Below are 26,294 nucleotides of genomic sequence, written 5' to 3' on the forward strand. Positions count from 1 at the left end.
CGCTCAGGCGAACGCGGCCAGGGTGACCCCGGCGTCGATCAGGCTGGCGCGGACGAGTTCGGTGGCGGAGACCGCGCCCGGTGTGTCGCCGTGGACGCAGATCGAGTCCACCGGGCAGGGGACGACTGTGCCGTCCACCGCGACGACTGTCCGTTCGGTGGCCATCCGTACCGCACGGGTGGCCACCTCCTCCGGGTCGGTGACCAGCGCGCCGGAGGTGCCGCGCGGCACGAGCGTCCCGTTGGGCAGGTAGCCGCGGTCGGCGAACGCCTCGGCGACCACAGGTAGGCCCGCGCCGACGGCGAGCTGGGCGAGCACCGAGCCGGGCAGGCAGAGGACGGGCAGTTCGGGGTCGTAGCCGCAGATCGCGGCGACGACCGCGGCGGCCTGGGACTCGTCGGTGGCTGCCGCGTGGTAGAGCGCGCCGTGCGGCTTGAGGTAGCGGACCCGGGTGCGGAAGAGCCTGCAGAACGCGTCGAGCGCCCCCAGCTGGTAGGTCACCTCGTCGCGCAGCTCGGCGAAGTCGTACGCGATGCGCCGCCGGCCGAAGCCGGCCAGGTCCCGGTAGCCGACCTGCGCGCCCACCGCGACCCCGCGCTTGGCGGCGCCCTCGCAGACCCGCCGCATGGTGGACGGGTCGCCGCCGTGGAAGCCGCAGGCGACGTTCGCGGAGGTGACCAGGTCCAGCAGCGCGTCGTCGTCGCCGAGTCGCCAGATGCCGAATCCCTCGCCCAGGTCAGCGTTGAGGTCCATGGAATCTGACGGTAGTACCTGGCCGGGCCTGCGCGAGCGTTGTCACGTCGGTGACCACCCCGATGACTGGGTATCCGCCGGTGGTCGGATGGTCGGCCAGGAAGACCAGGGGTTGGCCGTCGGCCGGCACCTGCACCGCGCCGAGCACGATGCCCTCGCTCGGCAGTTCGCCGGCGACCGCGCGGGGCAGCGGCGCGCCGGCGAGACGCGCGCCGACCCGGTTGCTCACCGGGCTCACTGTGTACGGGGTGCCGAACAGCAGGTCGAGCGCGGTAGGGGTGAACCAGTCGTCGCGGGGGCCGAGGCGCACGGTCAGGCACAGCTCCGGCGGGTGCGCCGTGCCGATGGCCAGGTCGACGGGCGCGGGGTCGCCGAGCGGCCGACCGACGGGCAGCAGGTCACCGTCGCGCAGCGGGGGCGGGCCGAGCCCGGAGAGGGTGTCGGTGCAGCGGCTGCCGAGCACCGGCGGTACGTCGATCCCGCCCGCCACGGCCAGCCAACTCCGTACGCCCCGACGTGCCGGGCCGATCCGCAGCATCGCCCCGGCCGGCACGCTGAGTGGACGTCCGGTGTCGCCGGGCCGCTCGCCGACCTGCACCGGCACCTCGGCACCGGTGACGGCGACGGTGGTGGCCCGGGTCGGCCGCAGCACACAGCCGGTCAGGGTGATCTCCAGCCCGGCGGCCTGCTCGGGGTTGCCGACCAGCCGGTTGGCCAGTCGCAGGGCGGCCGGGTCGAGCGCGCCGGACCGGGGTACGCCGAGGTGCGCCCAGCCGGGCCGGCCCTGGTCCTGCACGGTGGTGAGGGCTCCGGCGCGCAGTACCTCGATCTCGGTGTGCCCGGTCACGCCGCCACCATCCGCACCTCGGTGCCCGGGGGGAGCCGGGCCGGTGGGTCGGCGTGCTCGTCGAAGAGGACCAGCTCGGTCCGACCGACCAGCAGCCAACCGCCTGGGGACGCGCTCGGGTAGATGCCGGCGTACGGCCCGGCCAGAGCCACCGAACCGGCCGGTACCCGGGGCCGGGGCGTGGGCAGTCGGGGCAACGCCAGCTCGGCGGGGAGGCCGGTGAGGTAGGGGAACCCGGGTGCGAAGCCGCAGAAGGCGACCCGGAACCGGGTGCCGGTCAGACGCCGCACCACCGCCGGAACGTCGACACCCCAGTGGCCGGCGACGGCTGACAGGTCCGGTCCGTCGAGGTCGACAGGGACGACGACCTCCGCGTGGTGTGGTCGTTCGTCTGGGCGGGCGGCTGCCGCGGCGGTGATCGCCGGCGCCCAGCGGGACAGCTGCCCGGCGGTGGCCGCGGGGTCGGTCAGGCCGTCGAGCAGGACGGTGCTGGCCGCCGGCACGATCTCGACGGCGGCCAGGTCACCCTTGTCGCGGCGGTGCCACAGCTCGGCCCGCCACGCCTCGACCAGGTCGGCCTCGAAGGGGTCGGCGTCGGCGCAGTCGAGCAGCAGGGCGTGCGCGCCGACGGGTCGGATCCGCATCGGCTCATCTTCGCCGATGGCCCGTCGGTGCGGTGTTCACGGCGACGGTGCCACGCGTCACCGCAGCAACTACTTGCAGGTAACCTACGGTGCCGTAACCTGATGGGGTGACCACCTCCGCCCCGCTTCGCCTGAAGCCGGTCGACATCGGTAAGCCCCGGATGCGCGGCTGGCTGCACACGTACGCCTTCTTCGTCGCCCTGGTCTCCGGCATCGTGCTCTGCTCGATCGCCGCCACCCGTCCGGGCTGGGCGCCACTGGTGAGCTGCGTCGTCTACAGCCTGACGGTCTGCGGGCTGTTCGGCACCAGCGCCCTGTACCACCGTCGCGTGTGGTCGAAGCGTGGCTACCAGGTGATGCGCCGGATGGATCATTCGATGATCTTCGTGTTCATCGCCGGGACGTACACCCCGCTCTGCGTCATGCTGCTCACGACCCGGCAGGCGACCATCATGCTCGCCCTGGTCTGGGGTGGCGCGCTGGCCGGCGTGGCGCTCAAGCTGATCTGGCCGCACGCGCCGCGCTGGGTGTCCGCGCCGCTCTACCTGGCGCTCGGCTGGGTGGCGGTGGCCATGTTGCCGGAGATCCTGCACGGCGGCGGCGTCGCGGCCCTGGTCCTGCTGGTCGTCGGCGGGGCGATCTACAGCATCGGCGCGGTGTTCTACGCCCTGCGCCGGCCCAACCCGTGGCCGACCGTGTTCGGGCATCACGAGTTCTTCCACGCCTGCACCCTGCTGGCCGCGCTCTGCCACCACATCGCGATCTACTTCGCGCTGTTCGCCTGACCCGCCGGATAACGCGAGCCGGGGCCCCGCCACGCTGCGGGACCCCGGAGTTCGCGAACGAGGGTCAGGCCGGCGGACCCGGCCGACGCACCTCGCGGTACTCCTGCACGACGCGGTCGTCCTGGACCGGCACCACCCGGTCGGCCACGACACGCTCCTCGCGCACCGGCGCGGCCACCACCCGGCGGCGGCTGTTCCAGAAGTAGAGGGTGGTGAGCAGGCCGGCTACACCGGCCAACATCAGCACCCAGCCGACCACTGACAGGTTCAGCCAACCCATGTCGGCTTCCACGGCGAATGCGAGGATCGCGCCCAGCGCGATCAGGAAGATGCTGCCACCAATGCCCATGTTTCGCTCCTCGGCTCTAACCTGGCGTACTGCCCGCCGCGGCCGTCGGTAGGGGTGCGGCATCCATCGACTTACCCCGGCACGGAGATCGCCAATCGGGCAAGCTGGGTACATGACGGACGCCCACGCCGAGACACGGACACTGGTGCTGCTCCGGCACGCGAAAGCCGAGCAGGGCAGCGACGCCGCGGACGACGCCAACCGCCCACTGAGCCCGCGCGGGGACGCCGACGCGGCAGCCGCCGGCGCGTGGCTGGCCCACCACGGGCTGCTGCCCGACGTGGTGATCTGCTCGACCGCGCGGCGTACCCGGCAGACCTGGCACGGCGTGGCGATGGGCATGACCGGCGCACCGCCGGAGGGCGGGCCGACCGGGCCGAGCCCGACCGTCCGCTACGAGCCGGGCGCGTACGACGCCCATCCCGAGGAACTGCTGGCGCTCGTCCGGACCGTCGACCCGGCGGCCCGGACGGCGCTGCTGATCGCCCACAATCCGGGCATCTCGCTGCTGTCCGGGTTCCTCGACCCGGAGGGTACGGACGAGGAGGGTCTGCGGACCGCCGAGTCGGCGGTGCACACGAGCACCAGCGCCTGGGCGGATCTGGGCCCGGCCGGGGCGCGGCTCACCGCCCGGCACACCGCACGAGGCTGAGCCACCCGCCGAGGACGACGGGTGGCTCAGGGTGGGCCGCTCAGGAGGGTGGCGCGGTCGGCGGCGGCGGGTCGGGCGGCGGCGGCATCATCGCCGTCGGATGGGAGAGCCGGTTCTCCTCGACGATGAGGGTCCGGGCCCGCTTACGCCGGTCCTGCCAGAACCAGAGGGTGGTCAGCAGGACGGCCAGCCCGGCCAGGATGAACACCCAGCCGACCGCCCGCACGTCGATCCACCAGACGTTGGCTCTCAGCGCGAAGGTCAGGATCGCGCCGATCGCGATGAGAAAGATTCCGCTTCCTACACCCATGTGCGCTGCACTCCCCCGTGCGGTGGCTCTGGGCGTTCACCTTCGTGGTCACGCGACGGTTACCCGCCACGGCACCGGCCTATCCGACGCGACGCCGCGAATACCCGCCCACAGGGCCCCGGTCCCGCCGACCCCGACAGCCGACGCGCGCCAGGCGAAACCGCCGGGCCGCTACGGCCCGGGTGCGGAGACGGCGACGGCCGGCGGGGCGAAGTGCCCCCGCCGGCCGCCGGCCGTAGGTGCCAGGTGGTGCGAACCCGGAACCTCAGGCATGCCGTGGAACGGTCAGAACGCCTCCTCCGGGAGGTCCATGATGTCGAGGTCAGTGCCCTCGATGATCCGCCGGTCGGCGCCGATGCGCGGCAGCACCTCGCGGGCGAAGAAGCGCGCGGCGGCCACCTTGCCGGTGTAGAACGCCTTGTCGCTGGCGGAGACCTCGCCGGCCAGGGCCTTGAGCGCCACGTCGGCCTGCTTCTGGAGCAGCCAGCCGACCACCAGGTCGCCGATCGCCAGCAGGAACCGACGGCTGCTCAGCCCGACCTTGTAGAGCGCGCGGGCCTCGCCGCCCTGCGCCTCGCCCAGCCACCCGGTCATGACACCGAGGATGTTCTGGACCTCGCCGAGGGCCTTGCCGAGCGCCTGCCGCTCCTCCTTGAGCTGGCCGTTGCCGGCCTCGGAGGAAATGAACTCCTGGATCTCGCTGGCGACCGCCATCAGCGCCTTGCCGTTGTCCCGAACGATCTTGCGGAAGATCAGGTCGAGGCTCTGGATGGCGGTGGTGCCCTCGTACAGGGTGTCGATCTTGGCGTCCCGGACGTACTGCTCCAGCGGGTAGTCCTGGAGGAAGCCGGAACCGCCGAAGGTCTGCAGCGCCTCGTGCCCGAGCAGCTCGTACGCCCGCTCCGAGCCAACGCCCTTGACCAGCGGCAGCAGCAGGTCGTTGACCCGCTTGGCCAGCTTGGTGGCCTTCTCGTCACCGGCCGCCTCGGCGACCGCCACCTTGTCCTGCCAGGTGGCGGTGTAGAGGACCAGGGCGCGCAGGCCCTCGGCGTACGACTTCTGCAACAGCAGCGAGCGACGCACGTCCGGGTGGTGGGTGATGGTGACCCGAGGCGCGGTCTTGTCCATCTGCTGGATCAGGTCGGCGCCCTGCACCCGGTTCTTCGCGTACTCCAGGGCGTTGAGGTAGCCCGTGGAGAGGGTGGCGATCGCCTTGGTGCCGACGAGCATCCGGGCGTACTCGATGATCATGAACATCTGGCGGATGCCGTCGTGCTTGTCGCCCAGCAGCCAGCCCTTGGCCGGTACGCCGTGCTCGCCGAAGGTCAGCTCGCAGGTGTTGGAGACCTTCAGGCCCATCTTGTGCTCGACGTTCGTGGCGTAGACGCCGTTGCGCTCGCCCAGCTCGCCGGTGGTCTCGTCGAAGTGGAACTTCGGCACGACGAAGAGCGACAGGCCCTTGGTGCCGGGGCCGCCGTGGCCCTCCACGCCCACCGGGCGGGCCAGCACGTAGTGCACGATGTTGTCGGTGAGGTCGTGCTCACCCGAGGTGATGAAGCGCTTCACGCCCTCGATGTGCCACGAGCCGTCCGGCTGCTGGATGGCGCGGGCGCGGCCGGCACCGACGTCCGAGCCGGCGTCCGGCTCGGTGAGCACCATGGTGGAGCCCCACTGCTTGTCGATGAAGAGCTTGGCCCACCGCTTCTGCTGCTCGGTGCCCTCGACCTCCAGCACGTGCGCGAAGGACGGGCCCGAGGCGTACATCCAGATGGGGGCGTTCGAGCCGAGCACCAGCTCGGCGAGGGCCCACCAGAGGGCGCGCGGTGCGGTGGTGCCACCCAGGTGCGGCGGCAGGTCCAGGCGCCAGAACTCGGAGTCCATGAACGCCTGGTAGGACTTCTTGAACGACGCCGGCAGCGGCGCGGTGTGCGTGGCCGGGTCGAACACCGGCGGGTTGCGGTCGCTGTCCGTGTAGCTGGCGGCCAGGTCCTCGCGGGCGAGGCGGTCAAGCTCGGCGAGGAACGTGCGGGCGGTGTCGGCGTCGAGTTCCGAGTACGGTGCCTGGCCGAACGCCTGGTCCGCCCCGAAGACCTCGAACAGGTTGAACTCAAGGTCCCGCAGGTTGCTCTTGTAGTGGGTCATGCTCGCTGGCCCCGCTTCCGGACAGGTGTTACCGATCAGTAACCCACACTGTATTACTCGCGGGTAGGCAGCGACAAGCAGATCAACCGAGTGACAGCGATTACACACACGCTTGTAACAAACGGGGCGCTCAGCTCTCGGCCGCGCCGACCTCCCAGCTCGGTACGGCCGCAGCGGCGCCGGTGCGGGCACCCACGTACTCCATCAGGACCAGGGCGATGTCGTCATCGAGCCGGCCTTGCACCCACTCCACCAGGGCCGTCTCCAGCGAGGCCAGCCCGTCGGCTACGGTGCCGTGCCCCAGCAGCCGCCAGGCCCGGTCGGCGGTGGGGAAGAACTCGCCGTCCCGCCGCGCCTCACCGAGACCGTCGGTGAACAGCAGCAGCCGGTCGCCGGGCTCCAGGCGCTCAACCCGGGGGCGGACCACGGGCATGAACCCGAGCGGAGGGGCCGGCGCCGGCGGCTCCAGCGGAATCACCGCGCCCCGGCGGAGCAGCAGCGGCGGCGGGTGCCCGCAGTTCACGATCGTGAGCGTGCCACCCCGCTCCTCGACCAGCGCCGCCGTCACGAAGTCCTCGTCGCCGACGTTGCGGGCGACAGCCCGGTCCAGGTCGGCGACGACGGCCCGCAGGTCCGCCCGCTCGTAGGCCACGTGCCGGTACGAGCCGAGGACGATGCTCGCCAACCGCACCGCGTCCAGCCCCTTGCCGCGCACGTCACCGATGATCATGCGTACGCCGTAGGGAGTGTCGATCGCCTCGTACAGGTCGCCGCCGATCTCGGCGGTCGCCGTCGAGGAGATGTAGCGACCGGCCACCGAGAGCGTGCCGACCTGCGGGCCCAGTGGACGCAGCACCGCCTGCTGGGCCACCGAGGCGAGCTTGGACAGCTCGGCGATCTGAACGGCCTGCCGCTGTCGTACCGCCGCCACCGCCACGGCCAGGCCGGTGCCGAGCACGACGGCGACCACGTTGACCGAGGTGACCAGCTCCATCTTCGGCTCGATGACGGCGAAGCCGACCCCGAGCACTGCCGCCGCCGCGCCCACGCCCAGCACCACCCGCCAGGACGCCAGGGCGGCGGCCAGGACCGGCGCAGCCGCCAGCAGTGCGATGTAGTGCGCGCCCCGACCGTCCGCCGCCTCAAGCCCGGAGACGATCACGAGCAGGGCGAGGGCCGCGCCGAGGCCGGCGCGGGATCCGGGGCTCAGCGGGCGGCGGCCCGACTGGAGGAGTCGCGTGGGTACGAGGGACAGCATGCCTGATCCACGTGAGCGCGTGAATGAACCTGGCCCGTCGTCCGAGGAGGTTCTGACCGGCCGGCCCGGGTGTCCGGCCGGATCGGCGGGAACCGAACCACTCAGCCGAGCACCTCGTAGCGGACGGTGAGCGCACCCACGTCCACCGACGCGATGGTGGCGAACGCGGCCCGGGAGAGATCCAGGCAACGGCCGTCGATGAACGGACCCCGGTCGTTGATCCGAACCACCACCGACTTGCCGCTGTTCGGATTGGTCACGCGGACCTTGGTGTTGAACGGCAGCGTCTTGTGCGCCGCCGTCAGCTCGTTCGGGTTGAACGACTCGCCGTTGGCGGTGAGCTGCCCGTCGGAGTAGAACGAGGCGCCGCACGAACCGCTCTGGAGCACCTTCGCCGCAGCCGTGGTCTTCTTCGCGGTGGGGCTCGGCTTCGGGGAGGCGGTGCGGGCCTTGGCCCGGGAGGCGGCGTGCGCCGACCGGCTGGGCGAGGGGCTGGCCGTCGCGCTCGGCGAGGCGCTGGCACTCGGGGAGGCCGCCGGGCTGGTCGCGTCGAGGCTGCTGGGGGCGGTGGTCGGGGTGAACTCGAGGGCCGCCTGGCCCGCCGGCTCGGAACCCGAGGTCAGCTGGACGGCACCGACTGTGCCTCCGACGGCGAGGACGACGCCGACTGCCGCGGTGGCCGCGATGCCCGCCGGAGAGGAGAAGATGCGGGTACGGGAGTGCCTGCCTGCCACCGGCCCGGTTCCTTTCGTCGACTGAACAAACCGGCTCGGACCGTAACGAGAGAAGCACTTCCGACGTCAACGTGATCATTGTGGTATGCCCGCATTTACCCTGGTACGTGTAGCCGATCATCCGAGCCGGCATGGGTCGACCGGCCCCGGTGCGGCTGTGTCGAGCGCCCGTGCCGCACGATGGGCGGATGCCCAGTGAGCTGACCGAACGCCTGGCCGCCCTGTTCCGGTGGATCGATCCCGGCCCCGGTACCAGCCACCTGGTCAGCGACATCTCCGGCTGGTGGCGCGACCCGGGCGTCCTGGCCGATTTGGGACCGGCCCTGGTGGCGCCGTACCGGGCGGCCCGACCGACGGTGGTGCTCGCCCCGGCGGTCACCGGTCTGCTGCTCGGCCCGCTGGCCGCCACAGCCCTCGGCGTCGGTTTCGTGGCCGCGCACAAACCCGGCGACGGACGCCTGCCGGCCGGCCCGCTCACCTGGGCGCAGAGCCCGCCGGACTACCGGGGTCGGCGGGTCGAGCTGGCCGTGCGGGACCGGCACCTCGGCCCCGACGACCGGGTCCTGGTGGTGGACGACTGGGTCCGTACCGGGGCGCAGATCCACGCGCTCCACGACATCTGCGCGGCGCGCGGCGCCGAGGTGCTGGGCGCCGCTGTGGTGGCCCTGGACTGCCCACCCGAGGTCGCGGCCACGCTACGGATCACCGGTCTGATCACCGGAGCGGATCTGCCGGGTTGACCTCAAGCTCGGTTCATCTTCGACGATCGAACCATGAGCGACGGAATCCTCGACGAGGCGTACGAACGGCTGCACCGCACCGGCCCCGAATACGAGGGCTGGCTCTCCAACCACGGGCCGATGGCGGTCGAGGCGCTGGCCCGGCACGGGCACCAGCAGCGGGTGCACCGCTGGCTCGACGGGTACCTCGGCCGGCTCGACGAGCTACCTCGGGGCCTGCATCCCATCGACGACTGGCGGACGGCGCTCGGCGACGCGAAGCGGGCCGGCGACTGGCTGGCCCACTTCGACAGGGAACTGCGCGAACACCCCTGGCGAGAGGTGCTCGGCACCTGGTGGCCCCGACTGCTGCCGGGCATCGCGGCCGGCGCCACCCACGGTGTGATCCGGGTCGGGCACGCCGTACGCGCGCTCGAAGCGGACGACACCACCCCCCACCGGATCACCGAACTGGCGCAGGCCCTCGGCTACTGGGCGGCCCGGTGGCAGCCCGTCCCCGGCGCCGACCGGCTCGTCGCCGACCCCACCGCCGAGCGGGAGCAGGTGGACGTCGACGCCACGCTGGCCGGGGTGCCCCGGATCGACGACCAGAGCGGGGGCGTCCGGGACCGGCTGGGTCGGCTTGCCCGCGTACCCCAGTGGGAGCCGGCGCTGGCGGCGCTGCGCCCCGCGCGGACCCCGGCCGAGGCGCAGCGGGGGCTCACCACGCTCGTGCACCGCGCGGGCCTCAACTACCTGCGCTACGGGCACGCGTCGCCTGTCATGCTCGTGCACGCGGTGACCGCGCCGACCGCGGTGCTGCGTACCCTGCCGGCACTGGACCGGGCGCTGTGGGCGCCGAGCCTCGCCGCGGCCTGGGCCGCGACGGCGGCCATGACCTCGGTGTACGCCCCGACCGACGGGATCGCGCCGCCGACCGTGACCGCCGCGACACCGGCGGAGGTGTTCGCCCGGGCGGCCCGGCACGGCGACGAGCACGTGGTCAAGCTTGCCGACGCGGTCCTCGACGCACACGCGGCGACGGGCGACGAGCGGCTGCTCACCGCCGCCGGCTACGCCGGGCAGCTGATCTGAGCAAGATTGCGGCGGCGAGCCGGGCCGCGCTCGCCTAGCCTCGGCAGGATGTGGCCTCGGATCGGTGAACTGCGCACCCTCGCCCTCGGCACCCCCGGCGAGCTACGGACGACCCTCAACACCCTCGTGCTGGCCGGCGTGAAGACCGCCACCGCCGGCCGGCTGGCCGAGTACGAAGAGGAGGGCGAGGAGGTGGAGCGGGTCGGCGAGCGGGTGGCACTCGTCGACGACGACGACGCGCTGGCCGGCGTCGTCGAGATCACCGGCGTCGAGGTGGTCCGCTTCGGCGACGTGCCCTGGGAGTTCGCCCGCGCCGAGGGTGAGGGCGACCGGTCGATCGAGGAGTGGCGGGCCGGCCACTCGGCCTACTGGGCGCGGCTCGGGACCCCTGTCGACGACGACACGCCGATCGTGTGCCTGCGGCTGCGGCTCGTCTCCGGCGGCGAGGGCGGCGTGGCAGGCGGCGACCTCGGCACCTGACGGTAGGGCCTCAGCCCCGCAGCGCGGGCAGCAACCGGGTCGCCACGTCCACCAGCACCGCCTCGTCACCGGCGTACCAACTGCTGGCCCTCGGCCAGTGCGTCACCACGTCGGTGAAACCCAGGTCGGCGGCACGGCCGACCTGATCGGCGAAGAACTGCGCGCTGCTGAGCGAGAACACCGGCGCCGCGTCCAGCGAGAGGTAACGGTCCAGAGTGGCCGGATCGCGGCCGGCCTCGTCCAACGTGCGGTCCATCCGCGCCGACAGCGCCGACACGGTGTCCCACCAGCCCTTCACGTCGTCGGCATCGGTGCCTGTGGTCACCCAACCCTGACCGAACCGGGCCACCAGGCGCATCGACCGTGGCCCGTTGGCGGCCACCACGAACGGCACCCGGGGCTGCTGCACGCAGCCGGGATTGTTGCGGGCGTCCACCGCGGCGAACCACTCGCCCCGCCAGGTGGTGCCGTCCTCCCGCAGGATCAGATCCAGCAGCTCGGTGAACTCGGCGAACCTGTCGACCCGCTGACGCGGCGGCAACGTCTCGCCGCCCAGCACCGCCGAGTCGAAGCCGATCCCGCCCGCGCCCAGACCCAGCAGCAGCCGGCCATCCGACACGTCGTCCAGCGTCGTGATCTGCCTGGCGAACGCGGCCGGGTGGCGGAAGTTCGGCGACGCCACGAGGGTGCCCAGCCGGATCCGCTCGGTCACCGTGGCGGCGGCGGTCAACGTACCCATCGAGTCGAACCAGGGGCCGTCGACGAGATCCCGCCAGCCCAGGTGGTCGTACGTCCAGGCGTGGTCGAAGCCCCACTCGTCGGCCTGCCGCCAGCGACTCCGCGACTGCGCCCAACGCTGATCCGGCAGGATCACGATGCCAATCCGCATGATCGCCAGCCTAGCCGCGTCGGATATGCACGCCCGCGCTTCGGGCAAGCCGCAGCGGGGCACCGTCGATGCCCGCCTGTCGCTAGCGTCCCGCTGTGGATATGCGGTCGCAGCGGGTCGGCACAGTTCGAGCACTCGGCACCGTGTCGGTGGTGGCAGGCTTCATGACCTCACTGGTCACGCTGACATCGGACTACGACGGGCTCAACCACACATTCTGGTCGTCCTCCTCGTCCTGACCGGCGTCGGGCTACGGATCGAGGCGGCGATCCTCGACCGCGGGGGGCAGTCACCTATCCTGTGACGAGCACCACAGTCGCGTCCTGTCGGGACGCCCCCGACGGATCCGACCCATCCCCGAGCGGGCACCCGTCGCGGGTGCCACCCGAGGAGAGGAACGAACGATGACGAAGGTGACCGCACAGCTCTCGGTGTCGGCCGACGGGTTCTACGCCGGCCCGCAGTTCACAGGCGACGGCAACTGGATGGACTCGGCCGAGAGCGCCGGATTCTTCCGGGTCACCCGCTGGGTGACCGAGGCGATGTCGTGGCGCGAGCGGCAGGGCTTCGCCGGCGGGGAACACGACACCAACTCCGAGGTGGTCGCCGAGACGTTCGAGGCGGCCGGCGCGTACGTGATGGGCCGCCGGATGGCCGACGGCGGCGAGATCCCGTGGGGCGATGAGCCGCCGTTCCGCGCGCCCGTCTTCGTGGTCACCCACCGCCCCCGCGGGACGCTGGAGCGCAGCGGCGGCACCAGCTTCACCTACGTCACCGACGGCGTGACCAGCGCCGTCGAGCAGGCGCGCGCCGCAGCCGGCGGTAAGAACGTCGCGGTGGCCGGGGGCGGCAGCCTCGTCCGGCAGGTCCTCAAGGCGGGCCTGCTCGACGAGTTGGAGCTGCACGTCGTACCCGTCGTGCTCGGCACCGGCCTGCGGCTGTTCGACGCGGACCTCGACCTCGGCGACAAGGAGGCGATCGAGCTGACGCCCACCCGGGTCATCCACACCCCGCAGGTCACCCACATCAGGTACGAGGTGAACGGCCCCGCCCCGCTGGTGCTCGACGACAGGGGCAGCGGCGGTGGCCCGACGGTCACCACGAACTGACGGGGACTCACCGACCTGTCACCGTGACGAACAGCGTCGTTGCGGCTGCCACCAGTCCAGCGAGGGCAGCGACAAGCCCGGTGATGTCGCGGATCCACTCCCGCGCGGACCGACCCCGACCTTCACCGTCAGCGCTGTTCTGCCTGTCCGACACTGCTGCCTCCCATCGCCCCGCACCAAACGGGAACGCAGCATGCCGCTCTGCTGACGGACTCACACAGCCCTGTGGAAAACTCGCCGGTCATCCACAGCCACGCTGAGTATCGACCCAGCTCATCCCTCCCACGGCGCGGATCGCGAGAATCTCGTTGAGCCGGGCACCCTTGCCGGGTAGAGACAACAGCATGCGACCGGAGCCCGGGCAGGTGCTGCACTTCTCGGAGGACCCGACGATCACACGGTTCATCCCGCACGTCGCCGCGACCGCTCAGCAGCCGGACGCCTACGTGTGGGCCGTCGACCACGACCGGGCTCCCGACTACTGGTTCCCGCGCCAATGCCCACGGGCGATGGCCTGGGTGCTGCCCACCACCTCCCGGGAGGACCGTGACCGTGTCATCGGAGCGGGCTGCGGCGAGCGGGTCCATGCGATCGAGTACGGCTGGCTGGAGGCGCTGCGGCAGGCGCGACTGTTCGCGTACCGGCTGCCAGCCGACCGCTTCCGACCCTTCGGCGCGCCCGAACCGCACGCGTTCGTGGCCGTCGAGCCCGTGACACCCCTCGGCCCACCCGAACCGGTGGGTGATCTTCTGCGGTGCCACGCGGAAGCGGGAATCCAGCTTCGGGTGCTGGACAACCTCTGGCCCTTCTGGGATGTCGTGACCGACAGCTCGGTCGGCTTCAGCGGCATCCGGCTGCGCAACGCCAACCCTCGCCCCTGCCGCAGCGACGAGTAACAGGGTGCGGCGCCGTTGACGGTCCCGGGCAGTCCGCCTTACCCCCGGGACGGCTGGTGCAGCAGGGTGGGCAGGTCGCCAAGGGCCGCGAACGCCGGCCCGCCCCAGCTCGGGTCGGTGTCGTTGTGCTCCGTGGTCCTCAGCACTGTCATGCCGACCGCTGCCGCCCCGGCCAGCTCGCCGTCTGCGCCGTCGCCCACGTAGACGCACGCTGCCGGCGCGACGCCCAGCCGCTCAGCGGCAGTGTGGTAGATCACCGGATCGGGCTTGGCCAACCCGACCTCGCAGGAGAAGACCGCGACGTCGAAGCGGCTGGCGAGCGGGCTCCGCGGCCATGCCTCGGCGGTCTCCGAGGTGGCGTTGCTGATGAGGGCCAGCGGATGCCCGTCGGCACGGAGCGCGTCGAGCACGTCCATGGTGGCGGTCGAGACACCGCCCAGTACGCGGCGCGCGAGGTCCCGCCGATGCTCCCCGGCCCGCGTCACCTGTTCGTCGGTCGGCGTGCCGCCCAGACGTCCGACGAGGATGCGGAGTGTCTCCTCCACGTCCCACCGGACCAGCCGGTCCCGCCAGGTGGCGTGGTACGCCGCGACCAGAGCGGCCGGAGCCACCCCGACCATGAGCGCCATCTCGCCGACCACCCGGTCACGCTCGTCATCGGCGCCGTGAACGAGGGTGTGGAAGAGGTCGAAGACCACTGGCTGGGGCATCCGCGCATGCTACTGAGATCATCAGGCCGTTACCTGCCCGCCGGTAGCCGCCGGTGAGCACGACGGCCAGGGCGGCGCATCCCACTCGACGAAGCGGTTGCCGACACTGCACTGCCAAGCCCCACACTGACAGGATCGAGCCATGCTGCGATCCGTCGAAGTCACGGCTGTGCTGGCTGTCAGCGACTCGCCCTTCCACAACCTGCACTGGACGGGCGACGTCGAACTGAGCCTCGACTGCTTCATCTGCCGAAGGACCGGCCGTACGACGGGGTTGCAACACGGCGCGGAACACGGCACATGCTCCGGCGACAGCCGGACCGGCCAGCACCCGGCGGCTGCCCGGATCTCCGCCTTCGACCGCACCTCAGAGCAGAAAAGGACCCTCCTGCGGGTGGTGGTCGACTACTGGTGGTCGCCCTTCCACGACGCCAAACGGAACCAGCCATCACTCGCCCTGACAGGCGTCCCGTGGGTCAGGCTGCACCTCGGCTACCTCTGCCCGGAACCGGTCCAGTCGGGCACCTTCTCGACGCAGTCCAACACCGTCCGCCCCAAGGCGCACAGGTGCGAGCACTGTTCCGAGCCCATCGCCCACAGCCACGAGGCACCCCGCATCCAACTCCTGACGTAACCGCTCTCGCCACGCCGGCCGGTCGCGAGCAGAAATATGGCATTTCCACTGAATCAATGCCACGGTGTTACCACGACCAACGTACAAGCGCGTTACCCCGGCTCGCTTGTGGACTGCACATCGGTCGCGCCAGGCAGTGAGCGACGCGGTGAAGGCCGAGCGGAAGAAGGCCAAGAAGGCGGTGGCCGGCCCATCGGACAAGCCGAAGGCCAAGGGCAAGAAGCGTGCCTAGTGGCCCGTGGATGGCCCGTCGGGTGCTCGTGGCCCGAGCAATATCGAAAGCCCTGGCTGGGACTGTCGTCCTGGCCAGGGCCTTCACGTTGGAGCGGGTGACGGGAATCGAACCCGCACTGTCAGCTTGGGAACCGTACAAGATCAGGATGTGGCGGCTCGTCCGACGAGGACAGCGACCCACCCAGTGGCCTGGAGTGACCCTCGGCGACCTGGTCTAATGGCCCGCTAATGGCCCGGCACCGAGGAACGCGCCGGGGGCGATCGCCGTGCCCGGCTGATATCGTCCGCCTACGACTCCGGACGACGGGTGGGGTGATCATCCTTGGCGTCAGTGACAAACGCCCAGAAGCTGATCTTGCAGATCTTCGATGCGTGGCGCACCGAGAGCTTTCCCAGCCTCGATCCGGGCACCGCATTCGAGATTTTCGCCTCGGAGTTGGTGCTGAGAGACTATGGCCTCAGCCTCGAAGACGTTCAATCCGGCGTCGTAGGCGGCGGACAGGACGGCGCAATTGACTCAGTCTACGTGTTCTTCGATGACACCCTGGTTCGCGACGATTCGGAAATCGTCGCGCCGGGTGCGAAGCCAAGCCATTTCGGACAGGGTCGAACGCTGGAACTCTGGGTCATCCAGACCAAGCGTTCCGCAAAGTTCGAAGAAACCGCAATAGACAAGCTTGAGAACAGTCTTAGAAGGTTTCTCGATCTCACCATAGAATTGAACGAGCTTAGAGACCTTTACAACGAGGAGGTGATCGCTAAGTTCAATTTGTTTCGTTCAGCGTGGCGCAAATTGCTCACACGGCGGCCGAAAATCCGCGTCAACGTCGCCTACGCGACGCCGGGAAACGCCCAAGGCGTAAATCCGCAAGTCGAGGTCAAGCTAAACGCGCTCCGCTCGTTTCTTGGGAATGCAGTCCCAGATAATTCGGGCACTTCCGTCGAGCTAGTGGGGGCGGCCGAACTGGTGGCGCTCTATAATGAGCGGCCAACATACTCGTTACCCATGCAGTACCAGGAGGCCGCAACGAGCGGAAATTCCCACGTGGCTCTGGTGAAGCTCCCCGACTACTACGAATTGATAGTAGACGAACGCGGCAGGCTGAGGCGGCACCTTTTTGACGACAACGTGCGTGACTACGAGGGTAACGTCTCGGTCAATCAGGACATCCGCAGGTCTTTGACCAATGAGACTGGCCCTGAGTTCTGGTGGTTGAACAACGGCGTGACTATTCTGTGCAGCGCTGCTACCAGTGCGGGGAAAACTTATTCGTTGGAGAACATCCAAGTCGTCAATGGCTTGCAGACCAGCCATGAAATTTATCGAGTTCTGTCAGATGACCCGACCACCTCACGTGATCGGATGTTGCTGGTTCGAATAATTGTCACCGATGACATTGCCACCAGAGACCAAGTTATCAAGGCAACCAACCGGCAAACCGCAGTATCTGACTCATCGCTGCGCGCAACCGACGAAATCCAACGGAACATAGAGAACTACTTTTTGGCGCACGGCTGGTTCTATGACCGCCGGAAAAACTTCTACAAGAACGACGGAAAAGATCCAGCCCGGATCATTAGCATCCCAATGTTGGGTGCCGCTATCACGGCTATGGGCCTGGCGAGGCCAGACAAGTCCCGCGGCAAGCCGTCCTCGCTACTAAAGAACAATGAGGACTACAAGAGTGTCTTCAACGACAAGATACCGCTTGAGATTTACTACTGGGCGGCGCGACTTCAGCGAAAGGCCGATACTTTCATTTTGTCGCTCGGCTCCGAAGCGACAGTCTCGGAGAAAAGCAATCTAAAGTTCCATCTATCCATGCTGGTTGTGGAGAAGTTAAACGGTGGCCCGGTCCGCACTCCTGAGCTTTTGCGGCAGCTTGCAGTAGATGATCTCGAAGTGAAGGAAGATGACCTGCGCGATCTGTTTAGCAGGTTGAAGGAGTGGTCGAACGCCTATCTTCAGACAGAGGGCGTAATCCTTGAACGTGCCACGAAGGCTCAACGCTTCACGGAATATCTGCTGACGAAGGCAGCCGCTCATCGGCGAACGTCGCAGCCGACTAATACCAAGGCCGGGGGCGTTGATGCGAGCAGCCTGGAATGATTCGAGTGCCTACCCTCGCCCGCTAATGGCCCGAGTTTGAACGCCTTCACTCGACCAGCGCCGTGCTGTCGGGGACACCTGCCACCTAGATTGTCCCCCTCGTTTTCGCAGCTCAATCCCCCTCAGGGGACAGCGGGGACACAGGGGACAGTGCCTTAGCTATGTCCCCCATCGACGTCACGGCGATGTCGGCCCCCGCGAAGGCGTCGACCTTCCACGCCCTGTTGGCGTAGCCGATCGCGGCGACCCCGGCGGCATGGGCCGCCTCGATGTCGGAGAGCGAGTCTCCGACCAGCACGCAGGACGCCGGGTCAGCTCGGAGGGCGCGCACAGCGTCGAGGACCGGGCCGGGATTCGGCTTCATCCGCTTCGGATCCGCGTACGCCCGGCCGATGATGGGCGCGACGTACGTGGCGAGAGCATGGGCTGTCAGATACGCCTCGATCGCCGCCGCCGAGTTGTTGCTCACCACGGCGACCGGCACACCGCGGGCGTACGCACTGAGGATCACCTCATGCCCGAACGGTGTCGGCGCTGCGGTGCCAGCGGCTTGTACCTCGGCTGCACATAGGGCTTCCTCGACCGCCACCGTCACGTCGTGCGAGCAGGTCTCCCCGACCCACCGCAGTACGGCAAGAGGGTCGTCCTCGCCGCGTACCTCGGGCGGCATAGCGACACCCTCTACGTCGAGCAGCGCGACCAGGTCGGCCGCGACGCGCGGCGCGGGATACCCCGCGAAGATCGAGCAGACCGGCCCATCGAAATCCAGGAGCAACGGCCCGACGCGCACCAGGTCGGCCAACGTCGGTCCGCTCACGACCGGTACTCGCGCGCGACGCTGTCCCACACCGAGTTGAACCAAAGGCGCGCAGACTCCACGAATTGCGTGCCGTGCGACGCCTCGTCTTCGTCAACGGCGTAATGGAACAACGTCGCGTCCCTGCCCATCAGGTCGAAGATCTCGACCGACTCTCGGCCGATCGTTACCTCACGCTTGACTGCCGGGTAGAAGCCGAAGAACGCCTCTCGCCCGTTCAGCATGTAGAGCTTGAAGGTCGGCGCGATGCTGTGCGTCCGCACCTCCACCGTCGCGGACTTCACGAGGCCGAGGTCGGCAAGTTCCTGCACCTGGTCGATGATCCCGTCGGCGGCCCGTCGGGTGATGCGTTCTGCCCGCTTCCGGACAGCAGGATCATCCGCTCCTGTCGCAGCAAGGGCCGGTAGCGCCATCGGTACCGACATGTCAGAGATCAGCAGGCGGACGCTAATGGTCTCGGGAGCAGATCGGCCGGCACGCACCATGTCGAGCGCCTCGGCGATTGCGTCCCGCAACGTCTCGCCCGAGAACCCGGCAAAGTCGATCGCCACGTGCTCGTGTTCGAACGCTGCCTCGATCAGAGGCCGAAGCTCGACTGGTCGCTGTGTCTGCGCACGGACGAATGCCCCGCTCCCCTGCCTAGTCACGATCAGGCGCTCGTTGCGCAGCACCTCAAGCGCGCGCTTGATCGTCTCGCGCGCGACGCCATACCGGTTCGCGAGTTCGGGTTGCGACGGCAGTTTGTCACCGGGCGCGAGCTTACGGGTCAAGATCGCGGCCCGGAGCATGTTCGCGATCTGCTGCGATGCCTGTCGAGGGTCGTCGGGATCAAGGTCACCCAGGAATTCAAGGTTCTCGGCCACGATTCGACACTACCTCTGACTAGCCAAGCCAGGAAAGTTCCCACGTGGAGCTTGACCTGGCTAGCCAAGACGACCTACTGTCGAGCACATCGAGCCTGACTAGCCAGGCTCGCCAACTTCGGAGGTTGGTTGTGCGTAAGTACCCGCTCCCGGTCGACGAACCGACGTCGGCGGAGTTGGCCGCGATCGAGGCCGAGTGGCCGCTGATCGAGGCAGAGCTGTCCGTTCTGGACGCCGAGATCAGCTTGATTAACGCTGCCGACCACGGCGGCCCGTCGCCCCTGGACTGGCGGCGGCTGCGTCGGGCCGAGGCCCGCGTGACCCGCGTCGCTGCCGCGCTGGCCGTGCGGCCCGCCGTCCGGAAGGCGGTCGCGTGATGGCACAGGACCTTAAGCGCCTCAAGCGCATCGGCTGGGGCGTTCGTTCGGTGTTCGCTCTCGGCATCGCGGCGTCGCTCGCGGGCAACGTGCTGCACGCCAGCGACAACGTAATCAGTCAGGCAATCTCCGCGTGGTCGCCCGTGGCGCTGCTGCTGGCGGTCGAGCTGATCTCTCGGATCCCGGCGCGGCGCGGTGCCCTGTCAGCCGTCCGGCTGGGCGCTACGGCCGTCATCGCGGGCATCGCGGCGTGGGTGTCGTACTGGCACATGGTGGGCGTGGCCACCCGGTACGGCGAGGCCGACTCTTCGGCCTACCTGCTGCCGTTCAGCGTGGACGGCCTGATCGTAGTCGCGTCGATCAGCCTGGTTGAGATCGGCGGCCGGATCCGCACCCTGACCGAGACCGCGACCGAGGCCGCACTGGTCAGCGAATCCGCCCCGGCCCTCGCCAACCTGGTCAAGTCCAAGCCGGTTTACACCAATGAGGACATCTGGGGACCGGAGCCGCCCGCCGTCGAGCCCGCCCCGGCTCCGGTGGTCAAAAAGTCACCAGCGAAGCGCGTCACACCGCGCCCGGTGTCGGCCGAGAAGGTCGCCAAGGCCGCCGCCAAGATGCCCGACGCGCCGGTCTCGCAGATCGCCGCCAAGGCCGGTGTCTCGGTCTCGACCGCGCGACGTCACCTCGCCGCTCTGCGCGCCACCGATGCGTCACCATCTGCCCCGCTTCCTGCGGAAACGCCCGCCCTCATCGCCGCCTAGCTCCGCCCGGTGACGCGGCCACCCGCCGCCAAGCAAGCGCCGCGTCACCGGCCCTCCCGTCAGTCACCAGACCTCAGGAGAGACCCCCATCATGACTGCACAGACCCCCAACCCTGAGAACTTCAACTGGACCGCCGCCGAGGCCGACGTCGCCGAGGTGGTCAACCTGGACGCGGAGCGCACCCGACGGGCCGGCGCCGAGTCGGGTACGCACTTCGAGGTGAACCTGGACGAGACCCCGCAGCGCGGGGGGATGCCGGTCGAGCTGCCGTCGGTCGACGCGTCCGGCAAGCGGCCGATCGTGCCGGCCAACTGGTCGACGTGGCCGAACATCCGGCACAGCCTCGCGCAGGCCGCTGCCCTGACCGGCTACCGCGCCGGGTTCCACGCCGTCCGCGCGCCCTGGTACGCCACCCTCGCCACGTTTTGGGCCGGGGTTGGCACGTTCCGGTTGATCGGCCGCCAGCTCAAGTGGTGGTGGGTGTCGGAGCAGTACGGGCTGCGGCAGGCCGCCGCCGACGCCAACGACCCGGCCATGTGGCTCAAGCTGCACCGCGAGGTCAAGGCCACCCGCATGTGGCGCGGCATCGTGCTCGCCGCCGAGGCCGTCGCGGTGTGCGTCGGCGGCCCCGTGCTCTACGCCGTCGCCCCGGTGTGGGCGCTGGTGCTTACCGCCTGCCTGCTGGTCGCGTTCCTGGCACACATCGGCCGCCCCGAAGACCGGCGCATCATCACCCCGGCCACCGTCTCGGGCCGCTTCCGCCGGGTGAACCCGGACATCATCCTGCGGGCCTACTACGCCGCTGGCCTCGGACACCCGGACAAGGCGCACCAGCAGATCGGGTTCGGATCGACCATGGCCCGTGACGCCTCGGGCACCGGTTCTCAGGTGTCGATCGACCTGCCGTACGGCAAGACGTTCGACGACGCGGTCAAGGCACGCGGCGCCATCGCCTCGGGCCTGGACGTCGCGGTGTCACAGGTGTTCATCACCCGCGATCCCAGCTCGCACCGCCGGCACACGCTGTGGGTCGCCGACCGCGACCCGCTCGCCCAGGGCGCGGGCCGGACGCCGCTTCTGCGCTGCAAGCCCACCGACATCTGGCAGCCTGCCCCGTTCGGGCTGGACGAGCGCGGCAACAAGGTGAACGTCGACCTGATGTGGAACAGCATCCTGATCGGCGCGCAGCCTCGGCAGGGCAAGACGTTCGCTGCTCGCTCGCTGGCCCTGTACGCCGCGCTGGACCCGTACGTGAAGCTCACCGTCCTGGACGGCGGCGGCAAGCCGGACTGGCGCAAGTTCGCGCTGGTCGCCGACCGGTACGCGTTCGGTCTGGCGATGACCCGCGACGGCGACCCCGCCGAGATCGCGCTCGAAGCGCTGCGCGAGATCAAGGCCGACGTGCAGGACCGGTACGAGCGGCTGTCCAAGCTGCCGGTCGACATCTGCCCCGAGGGCAAGCTGACCCGCGAGATCGCCCGTGACCCGAAGTACCGGATGCCGGTACGGCTGGTCGTGCTGGACGAGTTCCAGGAGTACTTCGACCTCGGCGACATCAGCAAGGAAATCGCGTCGCTGCTGGTCTACCTGGTCAAGGTCGCCCCGGCGGCCGGTGTCGGGTTCGTCGACGCCACCCAGCGGCCCAGCGGGGTCGGCGGCGGGCAGGTCGCCACGCAGTTCATCAGCTTCCGGGACAACCACCAGGTGCGGTTCTCCCTGCGTACCGGCTCGTGGAACGTCTCCGACCTGGTACTCGGCGCGGGGGCGAACTCCGAAGGCTACGACTCGTCGACGCTGCTGCCCAGCTACAAGGGCGTCGGCATCCTGCGCGGCGCATCCGACGCCACCCCGACGGTTCGCACGTACCTCGCCGACGCGGACGACGCCGAGAAGATCCTGATCGCTGCCCGGAAGCTGCGCGAGGCGGCCGGCACGCTGTCCGGCATGGCGGCCGGAGAGGACGTCGCCCGCGAGATCCGCGACGTGCTCGCCGACGTCCGCAGCGTGATCGAGCGCGGCGAGACCGGCGCGCAGTGGGAAGAGATCGCGGCCCGCCTCGCCGACCGGCTTCCCGAGGCGTACGCGGACGTGACCGCCGAGTCGGTCTCGGCTCAGGTCCGGTCGTTCGGTGTACGCAGCGTAGACGTCAAGCGCTCCGGCAAGGCCCTCAAGGGAGCCAAGGCCGACGACATCGACGCCGCGATCGCCCGCCGCAAGGCCGCGTAACCGGTCGCGGCCCACCCGCGACCGGTCGCGTCACCGCGACTCAACCCGCGACCGGCCTGGTCAGCGCAGACATTGACCGGTCGCGGGTTGCGCCGCCAGCCCTTCACGCCCAAAAACGCCCCCTGGAGGCTCACTGTGTCTGCCCTCGCCGCGACCGCGACCCCCGGAACCACCATGATCGGCGTACTGATCCTCGCCGCCGCGATCGCCACGCTCTGTTACGCCCTCGGCTGCTGGCTCTGGCCGTTCGGAGCCTGCCGCAAGTGCTCCGGCACCGGCACGCGTCGCTCCCCGTTCGGCCGCGCGTTCGGCCTCTGCCGCCGCTGCCACGGCGACGGACGCCGCCTGCGCGTCGGCCGCCGAGTCATCAACAGCCTGCGCGAGATCCACGGCAAGGGCACCCGCTGATGGCCGCCCGGACCATGGCCCGGTTCACCCGGACCGCGACGCCGCACACCACCTGGTGCACCCGCGATCACCGCTGCGGCCTCACCCTGCACCAGGCCCCGGACATCATCGCCGACGGACCGCTCGGCGGCCGGGCCGTCATCACCCGTGTCCGCGCTGCCGACGTCGACTACGCCGAGATCCGCATCCGCGTGCCGCTCAGCCGGACCGAGAACACCGCCCGGCGGCAACTCGGCCTCGTGCTGCACCTGTGCCGCGAGCTGCTGGCCGCTGTCGCCGCGATCCGGCCCGCCGCCCTGCGCAGCCGGGCCGCCGACCGGCCGGCGCTCGAACGGAGGGCCGGCTGATGTCGCGGATCCGGGCCGCCTACTGGGATCCCGACGCCGAGCGGTACGACGTCCCGACCTTCTGGTGGCAGGGTGCGCCGGACGGTTACGCCACTCGCAGGCAGCTCCGGGCGCGCGGCCTGCGGCCGGGCGGTCAGCCGATCGCCGCGCAGATCCTCTGGCGGGGCGTCGGTGGCACCCGGACCGCGTACCTGTACCGGCTCGACCTCGCCCGAACCAAGCGCACCGCGACGCCGGCCCAGCGGCGCGCGATCTCGGCCGCGCTGCGTGCCCGCCGCATCTGTCCGACCTGCGGTGAGCTGCGCGACTACTACATCCCCCGCTCGCTCGGCGAGTGCCTGGACTGCCACGACGGACGGCCGGGCCGATGACGGGCGGGCACTGGATTGGCGCGAGCAAGGCCCTCGGCCGCCTCGTGCCAACCGACCTGCCCTACCCGCACATCTGCGACCGCAGCGTCGCCGCCGAAGACACCGTGTCCGGTCAGCCGTTGCAGGTCGCCCGATGGGAGAAGGCCCGCTACTGCGCCGCGTGTGCCGGCGAGAACTACCAGCGCGAACACCCGTCCATGCCCGACATCAGGAGGCCGAAACCCATGCCCGACAACGAATCCCTGCGCGACGTGGCTCTCGCCGCCGCCGCGCGTGGCTGGCACGTCTTCCCCCTGCGGCCGAACGACAAGCGGCCCGCCTTTCCCGACCACCAGGCCGCCGACTGCCTCGGCCGGGACCCGCGCTGCCGCGACGGGCACACCGGCTGGGAGGCTCGCGCCACCGTCGACCCCGACCGGATCCGGCGCGGCTGGGCCGAGACCCCGTACGGCGTCGGCATCGCCTGCGGCCCGTCCGGACTAGTCGTCGTCGACCTGGACGTGCGCAAGCCCGACCAGGTCCCGCCGACCGGTTGCCCGTACCCGGCCGCGACGAACGGCGTCGACGTGCTCGCCGCGCTGTGCGAGGCCGCTGGACAGCCGGTGCCCGACGGCACCTACACCGTGACCACCGGGCGGGGCGGCGCGCACCTGTACTTCCGACACCCCACCGGCGGCCAGGCCCTACGCAACACGGCCGGGGAGCGCGGCAACGGTCTCGGCTGGCTGGTCGACACCCGCGCCCACGGTGGCTACGTCGTCGCGGCCGGAAGCACCGTCGTCGGACGCCCGTACACGGTCGCCCGTGATCTGCCGGTCGCCGATCTGCCCGATTGGCTCGCCGAACGCCTCGCCCCCGCTCCGCTGCCGCCGCAACGCCCGGTCGCTGTCGACCTGCCGTCCGGCCGGGCCGGCGCCTACCTGGATGCCGCGATCGGCCGCCAGCTCGAACACCTGCGGCACGCGGCCGAGGGCGAGCGCAACCACACGCTCTACGTGTCCGCGGTCGCCCTCGGCCAGCTTGCCGCCGGGGGAGCGCTGTCCGTCGACCAGGCCGCCTCGCTGCTGGAGCAGACCGCACTGTCGATCGGTCTCAGCCGGTTCGAGACGCTACGCACGATCCGCTCTGGCCTCGCCGCCGGTGCCCGTCGCCCCCGGACGGTGGCCGCATGAGCGCCATGCCCGCCGACCGCCCGCACCTGCACGTCGCCGGGCCGGACGACGCCGCCGAGGTGCTGTCGCCCGAGGCGAAGCGGCCCGCCCGGATCCGCACGTCGTGGACCGCCGCCGACATCATGGCGATGGAGTTCGCCCCGCCGAAGTGGGCCGTGCCCGGTGTGCTGTCCGAGGGCGTGAACCTACTCTGCGGCCCGCCCAAGGTCGGCAAGTCGTGGATGTCGCTCGGCCTCGGCCTCGACGTCGCCCTCGGCGGCAAGGCGTTCGGCGCGATCCCGGTCGAGCCCGGCCCCGTGCTGTACCTCGCCCTGGAAGACACCGCCCGCCGCCTGCAAAACCGGCTCGGGAAGGTTCTCGGCCAGCGCAAGGCCCCGGCCGGACTCACCCTCGCCACCGAGTGCCCGCCGCTGCCGCAAGGCGGCGACCAGGCCATCGCCGCATGGCTCGACCGCAACCCGTCCGCGCGCATGGTCATCATCGACGTGTTCGCCAAGCTGCGCGGCAACTCCGCACCCGGCGCATCCGCCTACGACGCCGACTACGCCGCCGTCGGGCGGGCGAAGAAGGTCGCCGACGACTACGGCGTCGCGTTTGTCCTGGTCCACCACGTACGCAAGGCCGGATCCGACGACTTCCTCACCGAGGTCTCGGGGACCAACGGACTCGCCGGTGCCGCCGACGCCACCCTCGTACTCAAGCGGGCGCGTAACCAGGGTGACGGCGTGCTGCACGTGACCGGCCGGGACGTAGACGAGAACGAGTACGCCCTGACGTTCGACCCGGCCGCCGGGGCGTGGCAGATGCTCGACGGCCCTGCCGAAGACCACCAGGTCGGCGAGACCCGCGCGACGATCCTGCGCTTCCTGCGGACCACCCCCGGCAGCACGCCCAAGGTCATCGCCGAGGGGGTCGGACTCGCCTACGACAACGTCAAGCGCACCTGTCAGCGGATGCTCGCCGACGGGCAACTCGCCGCCGACACCGGCGGCCGGTACCGAGTCCCTGGTGTCCCCGCTGTCCCCGGTGTCCCCCGACCCGCCCTGAGCAGCGAAAACAAGGGGGACACCTCGGGGACATCCGGACTCTGGCCGTGACCTTGCCAAACATGCTGAAACAGAGATGTAAGCGGCTGTTTCAGCACAGACCCATACGAAGACACCAGCAAGCCCGAGATCTTGACTCAGCGTGGCTCTCAGCGGGCCGCCGTATGGCTCTCTGTCGACGTGGCCCGCCATCCCCTCACCGAACCGCTCTCGCCGCCAGAGAGGCCGCTACTGGCCACCTCAACGCCTTACCGCACCGCCCCTGATTGGCCGCACTGCCCGGAAAGGACACCCGATGGCTAAGCGGATCACCCAGAACGCGCCGGTTCTGAAGCTGCCCGCCGAGTTGCTGACCATCGAAGAAGCCGCAAGCCGCATCGGCATGAGCGTTCGCTACGTACGCCGCGCCGTTGCCGAGCGACAGATCGCGTTTCACCGCCTCGGTCGGTCGATCCGGATCGACCCCGCCGACCTGGCCGCGTTCGTCCACGCCGGACGAGTCGAGCCCATGACCGCAGAGACCGTTTGGCGCGGATTGAGGAGTGTCGCCTGATC

The 26,294-nt window shown here is 70.1% G+C and carries 32 protein-coding genes; 20 read left to right on the forward strand and 12 right to left on the reverse strand.

Annotation, left to right across the window (positions count from 1 at the left end; translation table 11 throughout):
* Positions 1-3: 3 nt before the first annotated feature.
* From ACZ6N8_RS06125 to ACZ6N8_RS06135, 3 genes are read right to left on the reverse strand one after another with little or no spacing between them, the layout of a single operon-like run.
* A complete protein-coding gene (locus tag ACZ6N8_RS06125; protein ID WP_466007913.1) occupies positions 4-753 on the reverse strand; it encodes a LamB/YcsF family protein in 750 nt (249 codons plus the stop codon).
* A complete protein-coding gene (locus ACZ6N8_RS06130) occupies positions 737-1,600 on the reverse strand; it encodes a 5-oxoprolinase subunit C family protein (RefSeq protein WP_466007915.1) in 864 nt (287 codons plus the stop codon). The genes ACZ6N8_RS06125 and ACZ6N8_RS06130 overlap by 17 nt, the downstream gene beginning before the upstream one ends.
* On the reverse strand, positions 1,597-2,244 hold the full coding sequence (locus ACZ6N8_RS06135) for a 5-oxoprolinase subunit B family protein (RefSeq protein ID WP_466007916.1): 648 nt from the start codon (positions 2,242-2,244) through the stop codon (positions 1,597-1,599). The genes ACZ6N8_RS06130 and ACZ6N8_RS06135 overlap by 4 nt, the downstream gene beginning before the upstream one ends.
* Positions 2,245-2,351: 107 nt before the next feature.
* Between ACZ6N8_RS06135 and trhA the strand changes: the two genes are divergently transcribed.
* Positions 2,352-3,029, forward strand: a complete 678-nt coding sequence (gene trhA, locus ACZ6N8_RS06140) for a PAQR family membrane homeostasis protein TrhA (RefSeq protein ID WP_466007918.1) — start codon at positions 2,352-2,354, stop codon at positions 3,027-3,029.
* A 64-nt stretch (positions 3,030-3,093) separates the two neighbouring features.
* Here trhA and ACZ6N8_RS06145 read toward each other — a convergent pair whose 3' ends face one another.
* Complete coding sequence (locus ACZ6N8_RS06145) at positions 3,094-3,378, reverse strand: DUF6458 family protein (protein WP_364369889.1); 285 nt, start codon at positions 3,376-3,378, stop codon at positions 3,094-3,096.
* A 112-nt stretch (positions 3,379-3,490) separates the two neighbouring features.
* Between ACZ6N8_RS06145 and ACZ6N8_RS06150 the strand changes: the two genes are divergently transcribed.
* Positions 3,491-4,030: a SixA phosphatase family protein gene (locus tag ACZ6N8_RS06150; protein ID WP_466007920.1), complete on the forward strand. Its 540-nt coding sequence runs from the start codon at positions 3,491-3,493 to the stop codon at positions 4,028-4,030.
* Between the two features lie 40 nt (positions 4,031-4,070).
* Here ACZ6N8_RS06150 and ACZ6N8_RS06155 read toward each other — a convergent pair whose 3' ends face one another.
* From ACZ6N8_RS06155 to ACZ6N8_RS06170, 4 genes are all read right to left on the reverse strand, one after another.
* Positions 4,071-4,340 (reverse strand): DUF6458 family protein, encoded by a 270-nt coding sequence (locus ACZ6N8_RS06155; protein ID WP_030332052.1) that lies wholly within the window; start codon positions 4,338-4,340, stop codon positions 4,071-4,073.
* Between the two features lie 285 nt (positions 4,341-4,625).
* Positions 4,626-6,482, reverse strand: a complete 1,857-nt coding sequence (locus ACZ6N8_RS06160; protein WP_364369896.1) for an acyl-CoA dehydrogenase — start codon at positions 6,480-6,482, stop codon at positions 4,626-4,628.
* 130 nt (positions 6,483-6,612) lie between these two features.
* Positions 6,613-7,740, reverse strand: a complete 1,128-nt coding sequence (locus ACZ6N8_RS06165; RefSeq protein ID WP_466007922.1) for a PP2C family protein-serine/threonine phosphatase — start codon at positions 7,738-7,740, stop codon at positions 6,613-6,615.
* 101 nt (positions 7,741-7,841) lie between these two features.
* Positions 7,842-8,474, reverse strand: a complete 633-nt coding sequence (locus ACZ6N8_RS06170) for a septal ring lytic transglycosylase RlpA family protein (RefSeq protein WP_466007924.1) — start codon at positions 8,472-8,474, stop codon at positions 7,842-7,844.
* Between the two features lie 188 nt (positions 8,475-8,662).
* Here ACZ6N8_RS06170 and ACZ6N8_RS06175 point away from each other — a divergent pair, with 188 nt between their 5' ends.
* From ACZ6N8_RS06175 to ACZ6N8_RS06185, 3 genes are read left to right on the forward strand one after another with little or no spacing between them, the layout of a single operon-like run.
* A complete protein-coding gene (locus ACZ6N8_RS06175) occupies positions 8,663-9,214 on the forward strand; it encodes a phosphoribosyltransferase family protein (RefSeq protein WP_466007926.1) in 552 nt (183 codons plus the stop codon).
* A 33-nt stretch (positions 9,215-9,247) separates the two neighbouring features.
* The gene (locus ACZ6N8_RS06180) at positions 9,248-10,288 is read left to right on the forward strand and encodes a questin oxidase family protein (RefSeq protein ID WP_466007928.1); all 1,041 of its coding nucleotides are present in this window, start codon (positions 9,248-9,250) and stop codon (positions 10,286-10,288) included.
* 48 nt (positions 10,289-10,336) lie between these two features.
* Complete coding sequence (locus tag ACZ6N8_RS06185; RefSeq protein WP_466007930.1) at positions 10,337-10,768, forward strand: ASCH domain-containing protein; 432 nt, start codon at positions 10,337-10,339, stop codon at positions 10,766-10,768.
* Positions 10,769-10,778: 10 nt separating this feature from the next.
* On the opposite strand, the gene ACZ6N8_RS06190 is transcribed toward ACZ6N8_RS06185, so the two are convergent.
* Entirely contained in the window at positions 10,779-11,657 is an 879-nt protein-coding gene (locus tag ACZ6N8_RS06190; protein WP_466007931.1) for an LLM class flavin-dependent oxidoreductase, read from the reverse strand.
* 95 nt (positions 11,658-11,752) lie between these two features.
* On the opposite strand from ACZ6N8_RS06190, the gene ACZ6N8_RS06195 reads away from it, so the two are divergent.
* From ACZ6N8_RS06195 to ACZ6N8_RS06205, 3 genes are all read left to right on the forward strand, one after another.
* On the forward strand, positions 11,753-11,896 hold the full coding sequence (locus ACZ6N8_RS06195) for a hypothetical protein (protein WP_466007933.1): 144 nt from the start codon (positions 11,753-11,755) through the stop codon (positions 11,894-11,896).
* 165 nt (positions 11,897-12,061) lie between these two features.
* Positions 12,062-12,766 carry a dihydrofolate reductase family protein gene (locus ACZ6N8_RS06200; RefSeq protein WP_466007935.1) on the forward strand — a complete coding sequence of 235 codons (705 nt, stop codon included), beginning with the start codon at positions 12,062-12,064 and terminating at the stop codon, positions 12,764-12,766.
* Between the two features lie 344 nt (positions 12,767-13,110).
* A complete protein-coding gene (locus ACZ6N8_RS06205; protein WP_466007937.1) occupies positions 13,111-13,662 on the forward strand; it encodes a DUF6886 family protein in 552 nt (183 codons plus the stop codon).
* 38 nt (positions 13,663-13,700) lie between these two features.
* Here ACZ6N8_RS06205 and ACZ6N8_RS06210 read toward each other — a convergent pair whose 3' ends face one another.
* Positions 13,701-14,372, reverse strand: a complete 672-nt coding sequence (locus tag ACZ6N8_RS06210; protein ID WP_466007939.1) for an HAD family hydrolase — start codon at positions 14,370-14,372, stop codon at positions 13,701-13,703.
* A 142-nt stretch (positions 14,373-14,514) separates the two neighbouring features.
* On the opposite strand from ACZ6N8_RS06210, the gene ACZ6N8_RS06215 reads away from it, so the two are divergent.
* The 3 genes from ACZ6N8_RS06215 (at position 14,515) to ACZ6N8_RS06225 (ending at position 17,350) form a co-directional block, all read left to right on the forward strand.
* The gene (locus ACZ6N8_RS06215; RefSeq protein WP_466007940.1) at positions 14,515-15,006 is read left to right on the forward strand and encodes a hypothetical protein; all 492 of its coding nucleotides are present in this window, start codon (positions 14,515-14,517) and stop codon (positions 15,004-15,006) included.
* A 106-nt stretch (positions 15,007-15,112) separates the two neighbouring features.
* Entirely contained in the window at positions 15,113-15,238 is a 126-nt protein-coding gene (locus ACZ6N8_RS06220) for a hypothetical protein (protein ID WP_466007942.1), read from the forward strand.
* A 333-nt stretch (positions 15,239-15,571) separates the two neighbouring features.
* Positions 15,572-17,350 carry an AIPR family protein gene (locus ACZ6N8_RS06225; RefSeq protein WP_466007944.1) on the forward strand — a complete coding sequence of 593 codons (1,779 nt, stop codon included), beginning with the start codon at positions 15,572-15,574 and terminating at the stop codon, positions 17,348-17,350.
* A 112-nt stretch (positions 17,351-17,462) separates the two neighbouring features.
* On the opposite strand, the gene ACZ6N8_RS06230 is transcribed toward ACZ6N8_RS06225, so the two are convergent.
* Both ACZ6N8_RS06230 and ACZ6N8_RS06235 read right to left on the reverse strand, forming a co-directional pair.
* Positions 17,463-18,167: an HAD family hydrolase gene (locus ACZ6N8_RS06230; protein WP_466007946.1), complete on the reverse strand. Its 705-nt coding sequence runs from the start codon at positions 18,165-18,167 to the stop codon at positions 17,463-17,465.
* Positions 18,164-19,030, reverse strand: a complete 867-nt coding sequence (locus ACZ6N8_RS06235) for a winged helix-turn-helix domain-containing protein (protein ID WP_466007948.1) — start codon at positions 19,028-19,030, stop codon at positions 18,164-18,166. The genes ACZ6N8_RS06230 and ACZ6N8_RS06235 overlap by 4 nt, the downstream gene beginning before the upstream one ends.
* Before the next feature lie 131 nt (positions 19,031-19,161).
* Between ACZ6N8_RS06235 and ACZ6N8_RS06240 the strand changes: the two genes are divergently transcribed.
* The 9 genes from ACZ6N8_RS06240 to ACZ6N8_RS06280 all read left to right on the forward strand — a co-directional run bounded on the left by ACZ6N8_RS06240 (position 19,162) and on the right by ACZ6N8_RS06280 (position 26,292).
* On the forward strand, positions 19,162-19,407 hold the full coding sequence (locus ACZ6N8_RS06240; RefSeq protein ID WP_466007950.1) for a DUF6284 family protein: 246 nt from the start codon (positions 19,162-19,164) through the stop codon (positions 19,405-19,407).
* Positions 19,407-20,168 (forward strand): DUF2637 domain-containing protein, encoded by a 762-nt coding sequence (locus tag ACZ6N8_RS06245; RefSeq protein ID WP_466007952.1) that lies wholly within the window; start codon positions 19,407-19,409, stop codon positions 20,166-20,168. Before ACZ6N8_RS06240 ends, ACZ6N8_RS06245 begins: the two co-directional genes overlap by 1 nt.
* 91 nt (positions 20,169-20,259) lie before the next feature.
* The gene (locus ACZ6N8_RS06250; protein ID WP_466007954.1) at positions 20,260-22,395 is read left to right on the forward strand and encodes a P-loop NTPase family protein; all 2,136 of its coding nucleotides are present in this window, start codon (positions 20,260-20,262) and stop codon (positions 22,393-22,395) included.
* A 135-nt stretch (positions 22,396-22,530) separates the two neighbouring features.
* On the forward strand, positions 22,531-22,803 hold the full coding sequence (locus ACZ6N8_RS06255; protein WP_466007956.1) for a hypothetical protein: 273 nt from the start codon (positions 22,531-22,533) through the stop codon (positions 22,801-22,803).
* The gene (locus ACZ6N8_RS06260; protein WP_466007958.1) at positions 22,803-23,150 is read left to right on the forward strand and encodes a hypothetical protein; all 348 of its coding nucleotides are present in this window, start codon (positions 22,803-22,805) and stop codon (positions 23,148-23,150) included. Before ACZ6N8_RS06255 ends, ACZ6N8_RS06260 begins: the two co-directional genes overlap by 1 nt.
* Positions 23,150-23,521: an RRQRL motif-containing zinc-binding protein gene (locus ACZ6N8_RS06265; RefSeq protein ID WP_466007960.1), complete on the forward strand. Its 372-nt coding sequence runs from the start codon at positions 23,150-23,152 to the stop codon at positions 23,519-23,521. Before ACZ6N8_RS06260 ends, ACZ6N8_RS06265 begins: the two co-directional genes overlap by 1 nt.
* Entirely contained in the window at positions 23,518-24,693 is a 1,176-nt protein-coding gene (locus tag ACZ6N8_RS06270; protein WP_466007962.1) for a bifunctional DNA primase/polymerase, read from the forward strand. Before ACZ6N8_RS06265 ends, ACZ6N8_RS06270 begins: the two co-directional genes overlap by 4 nt.
* A complete protein-coding gene (locus tag ACZ6N8_RS06275) occupies positions 24,690-25,790 on the forward strand; it encodes an AAA family ATPase (protein ID WP_377620089.1) in 1,101 nt (366 codons plus the stop codon). Before ACZ6N8_RS06270 ends, ACZ6N8_RS06275 begins: the two co-directional genes overlap by 4 nt.
* Positions 25,791-26,034: 244 nt before the next feature.
* Complete coding sequence (locus ACZ6N8_RS06280; RefSeq protein ID WP_131306908.1) at positions 26,035-26,292, forward strand: excisionase family DNA-binding protein; 258 nt, start codon at positions 26,035-26,037, stop codon at positions 26,290-26,292.
* Positions 26,293-26,294 lie beyond the last annotated feature (2 nt).

The sequence above is a fragment of the Micromonospora sp. NPDC047521 genome, from assembly GCF_055587305.1.

Bases quoted from the DNA above. Each gene is read 5' to 3' on its own strand.
- ACZ6N8_RS06125 (WP_466007913.1), bottom strand. From the start codon at position 753: ATGGACCTCAACGCTGACCTGGGCGAGGGATTCGGCATCTGGCGACTC.
- ACZ6N8_RS06135 (WP_466007916.1), bottom strand. From the start codon at position 2,244: ATGCGGATCCGACCCGTCGGCGCGCACGCCCTGCTGCTCGACTGCGCC.
- ACZ6N8_RS06145 (WP_364369889.1), bottom strand. From the start codon at position 3,378: ATGGGCATTGGTGGCAGCATCTTCCTGATCGCGCTGGGCGCGATCCTC.
- ACZ6N8_RS06150 (WP_466007920.1), top strand. From the start codon at position 3,491: ATGACGGACGCCCACGCCGAGACACGGACACTGGTGCTGCTCCGGCAC.
- ACZ6N8_RS06155 (WP_030332052.1), bottom strand. From the start codon at position 4,340: ATGGGTGTAGGAAGCGGAATCTTTCTCATCGCGATCGGCGCGATCCTG.
- ACZ6N8_RS06160 (WP_364369896.1), bottom strand. From the start codon at position 6,482: ATGACCCACTACAAGAGCAACCTGCGGGACCTTGAGTTCAACCTGTTC.
- ACZ6N8_RS06165 (WP_466007922.1), bottom strand. From the start codon at position 7,740: ATGCTGTCCCTCGTACCCACGCGACTCCTCCAGTCGGGCCGCCGCCCG.
- ACZ6N8_RS06175 (WP_466007926.1), top strand. From the start codon at position 8,663: ATGCCCAGTGAGCTGACCGAACGCCTGGCCGCCCTGTTCCGGTGGATC.
- ACZ6N8_RS06180 (WP_466007928.1), top strand. From the start codon at position 9,248: ATGAGCGACGGAATCCTCGACGAGGCGTACGAACGGCTGCACCGCACC.
- ACZ6N8_RS06185 (WP_466007930.1), top strand. From the start codon at position 10,337: ATGTGGCCTCGGATCGGTGAACTGCGCACCCTCGCCCTCGGCACCCCC.
- ACZ6N8_RS06190 (WP_466007931.1), bottom strand. From the start codon at position 11,657: ATGCGGATTGGCATCGTGATCCTGCCGGATCAGCGTTGGGCGCAGTCG.
- ACZ6N8_RS06200 (WP_466007935.1), top strand. From the start codon at position 12,062: ATGACGAAGGTGACCGCACAGCTCTCGGTGTCGGCCGACGGGTTCTAC.
- ACZ6N8_RS06205 (WP_466007937.1), top strand. From the start codon at position 13,111: ATGCGACCGGAGCCCGGGCAGGTGCTGCACTTCTCGGAGGACCCGACG.
- ACZ6N8_RS06210 (WP_466007939.1), bottom strand. From the start codon at position 14,372: ATGCCCCAGCCAGTGGTCTTCGACCTCTTCCACACCCTCGTTCACGGC.
- ACZ6N8_RS06215 (WP_466007940.1), top strand. From the start codon at position 14,515: ATGCTGCGATCCGTCGAAGTCACGGCTGTGCTGGCTGTCAGCGACTCG.
- ACZ6N8_RS06245 (WP_466007952.1), top strand. From the start codon at position 19,407: ATGGCACAGGACCTTAAGCGCCTCAAGCGCATCGGCTGGGGCGTTCGT.
- ACZ6N8_RS06250 (WP_466007954.1), top strand. From the start codon at position 20,260: ATGACTGCACAGACCCCCAACCCTGAGAACTTCAACTGGACCGCCGCC.
- ACZ6N8_RS06260 (WP_466007958.1), top strand. From the start codon at position 22,803: ATGGCCGCCCGGACCATGGCCCGGTTCACCCGGACCGCGACGCCGCAC.
- ACZ6N8_RS06265 (WP_466007960.1), top strand. From the start codon at position 23,150: ATGTCGCGGATCCGGGCCGCCTACTGGGATCCCGACGCCGAGCGGTAC.
- ACZ6N8_RS06270 (WP_466007962.1), top strand. From the start codon at position 23,518: ATGACGGGCGGGCACTGGATTGGCGCGAGCAAGGCCCTCGGCCGCCTC.
- ACZ6N8_RS06275 (WP_377620089.1), top strand. From the start codon at position 24,690: ATGAGCGCCATGCCCGCCGACCGCCCGCACCTGCACGTCGCCGGGCCG.
- ACZ6N8_RS06280 (WP_131306908.1), top strand. From the start codon at position 26,035: ATGGCTAAGCGGATCACCCAGAACGCGCCGGTTCTGAAGCTGCCCGCC.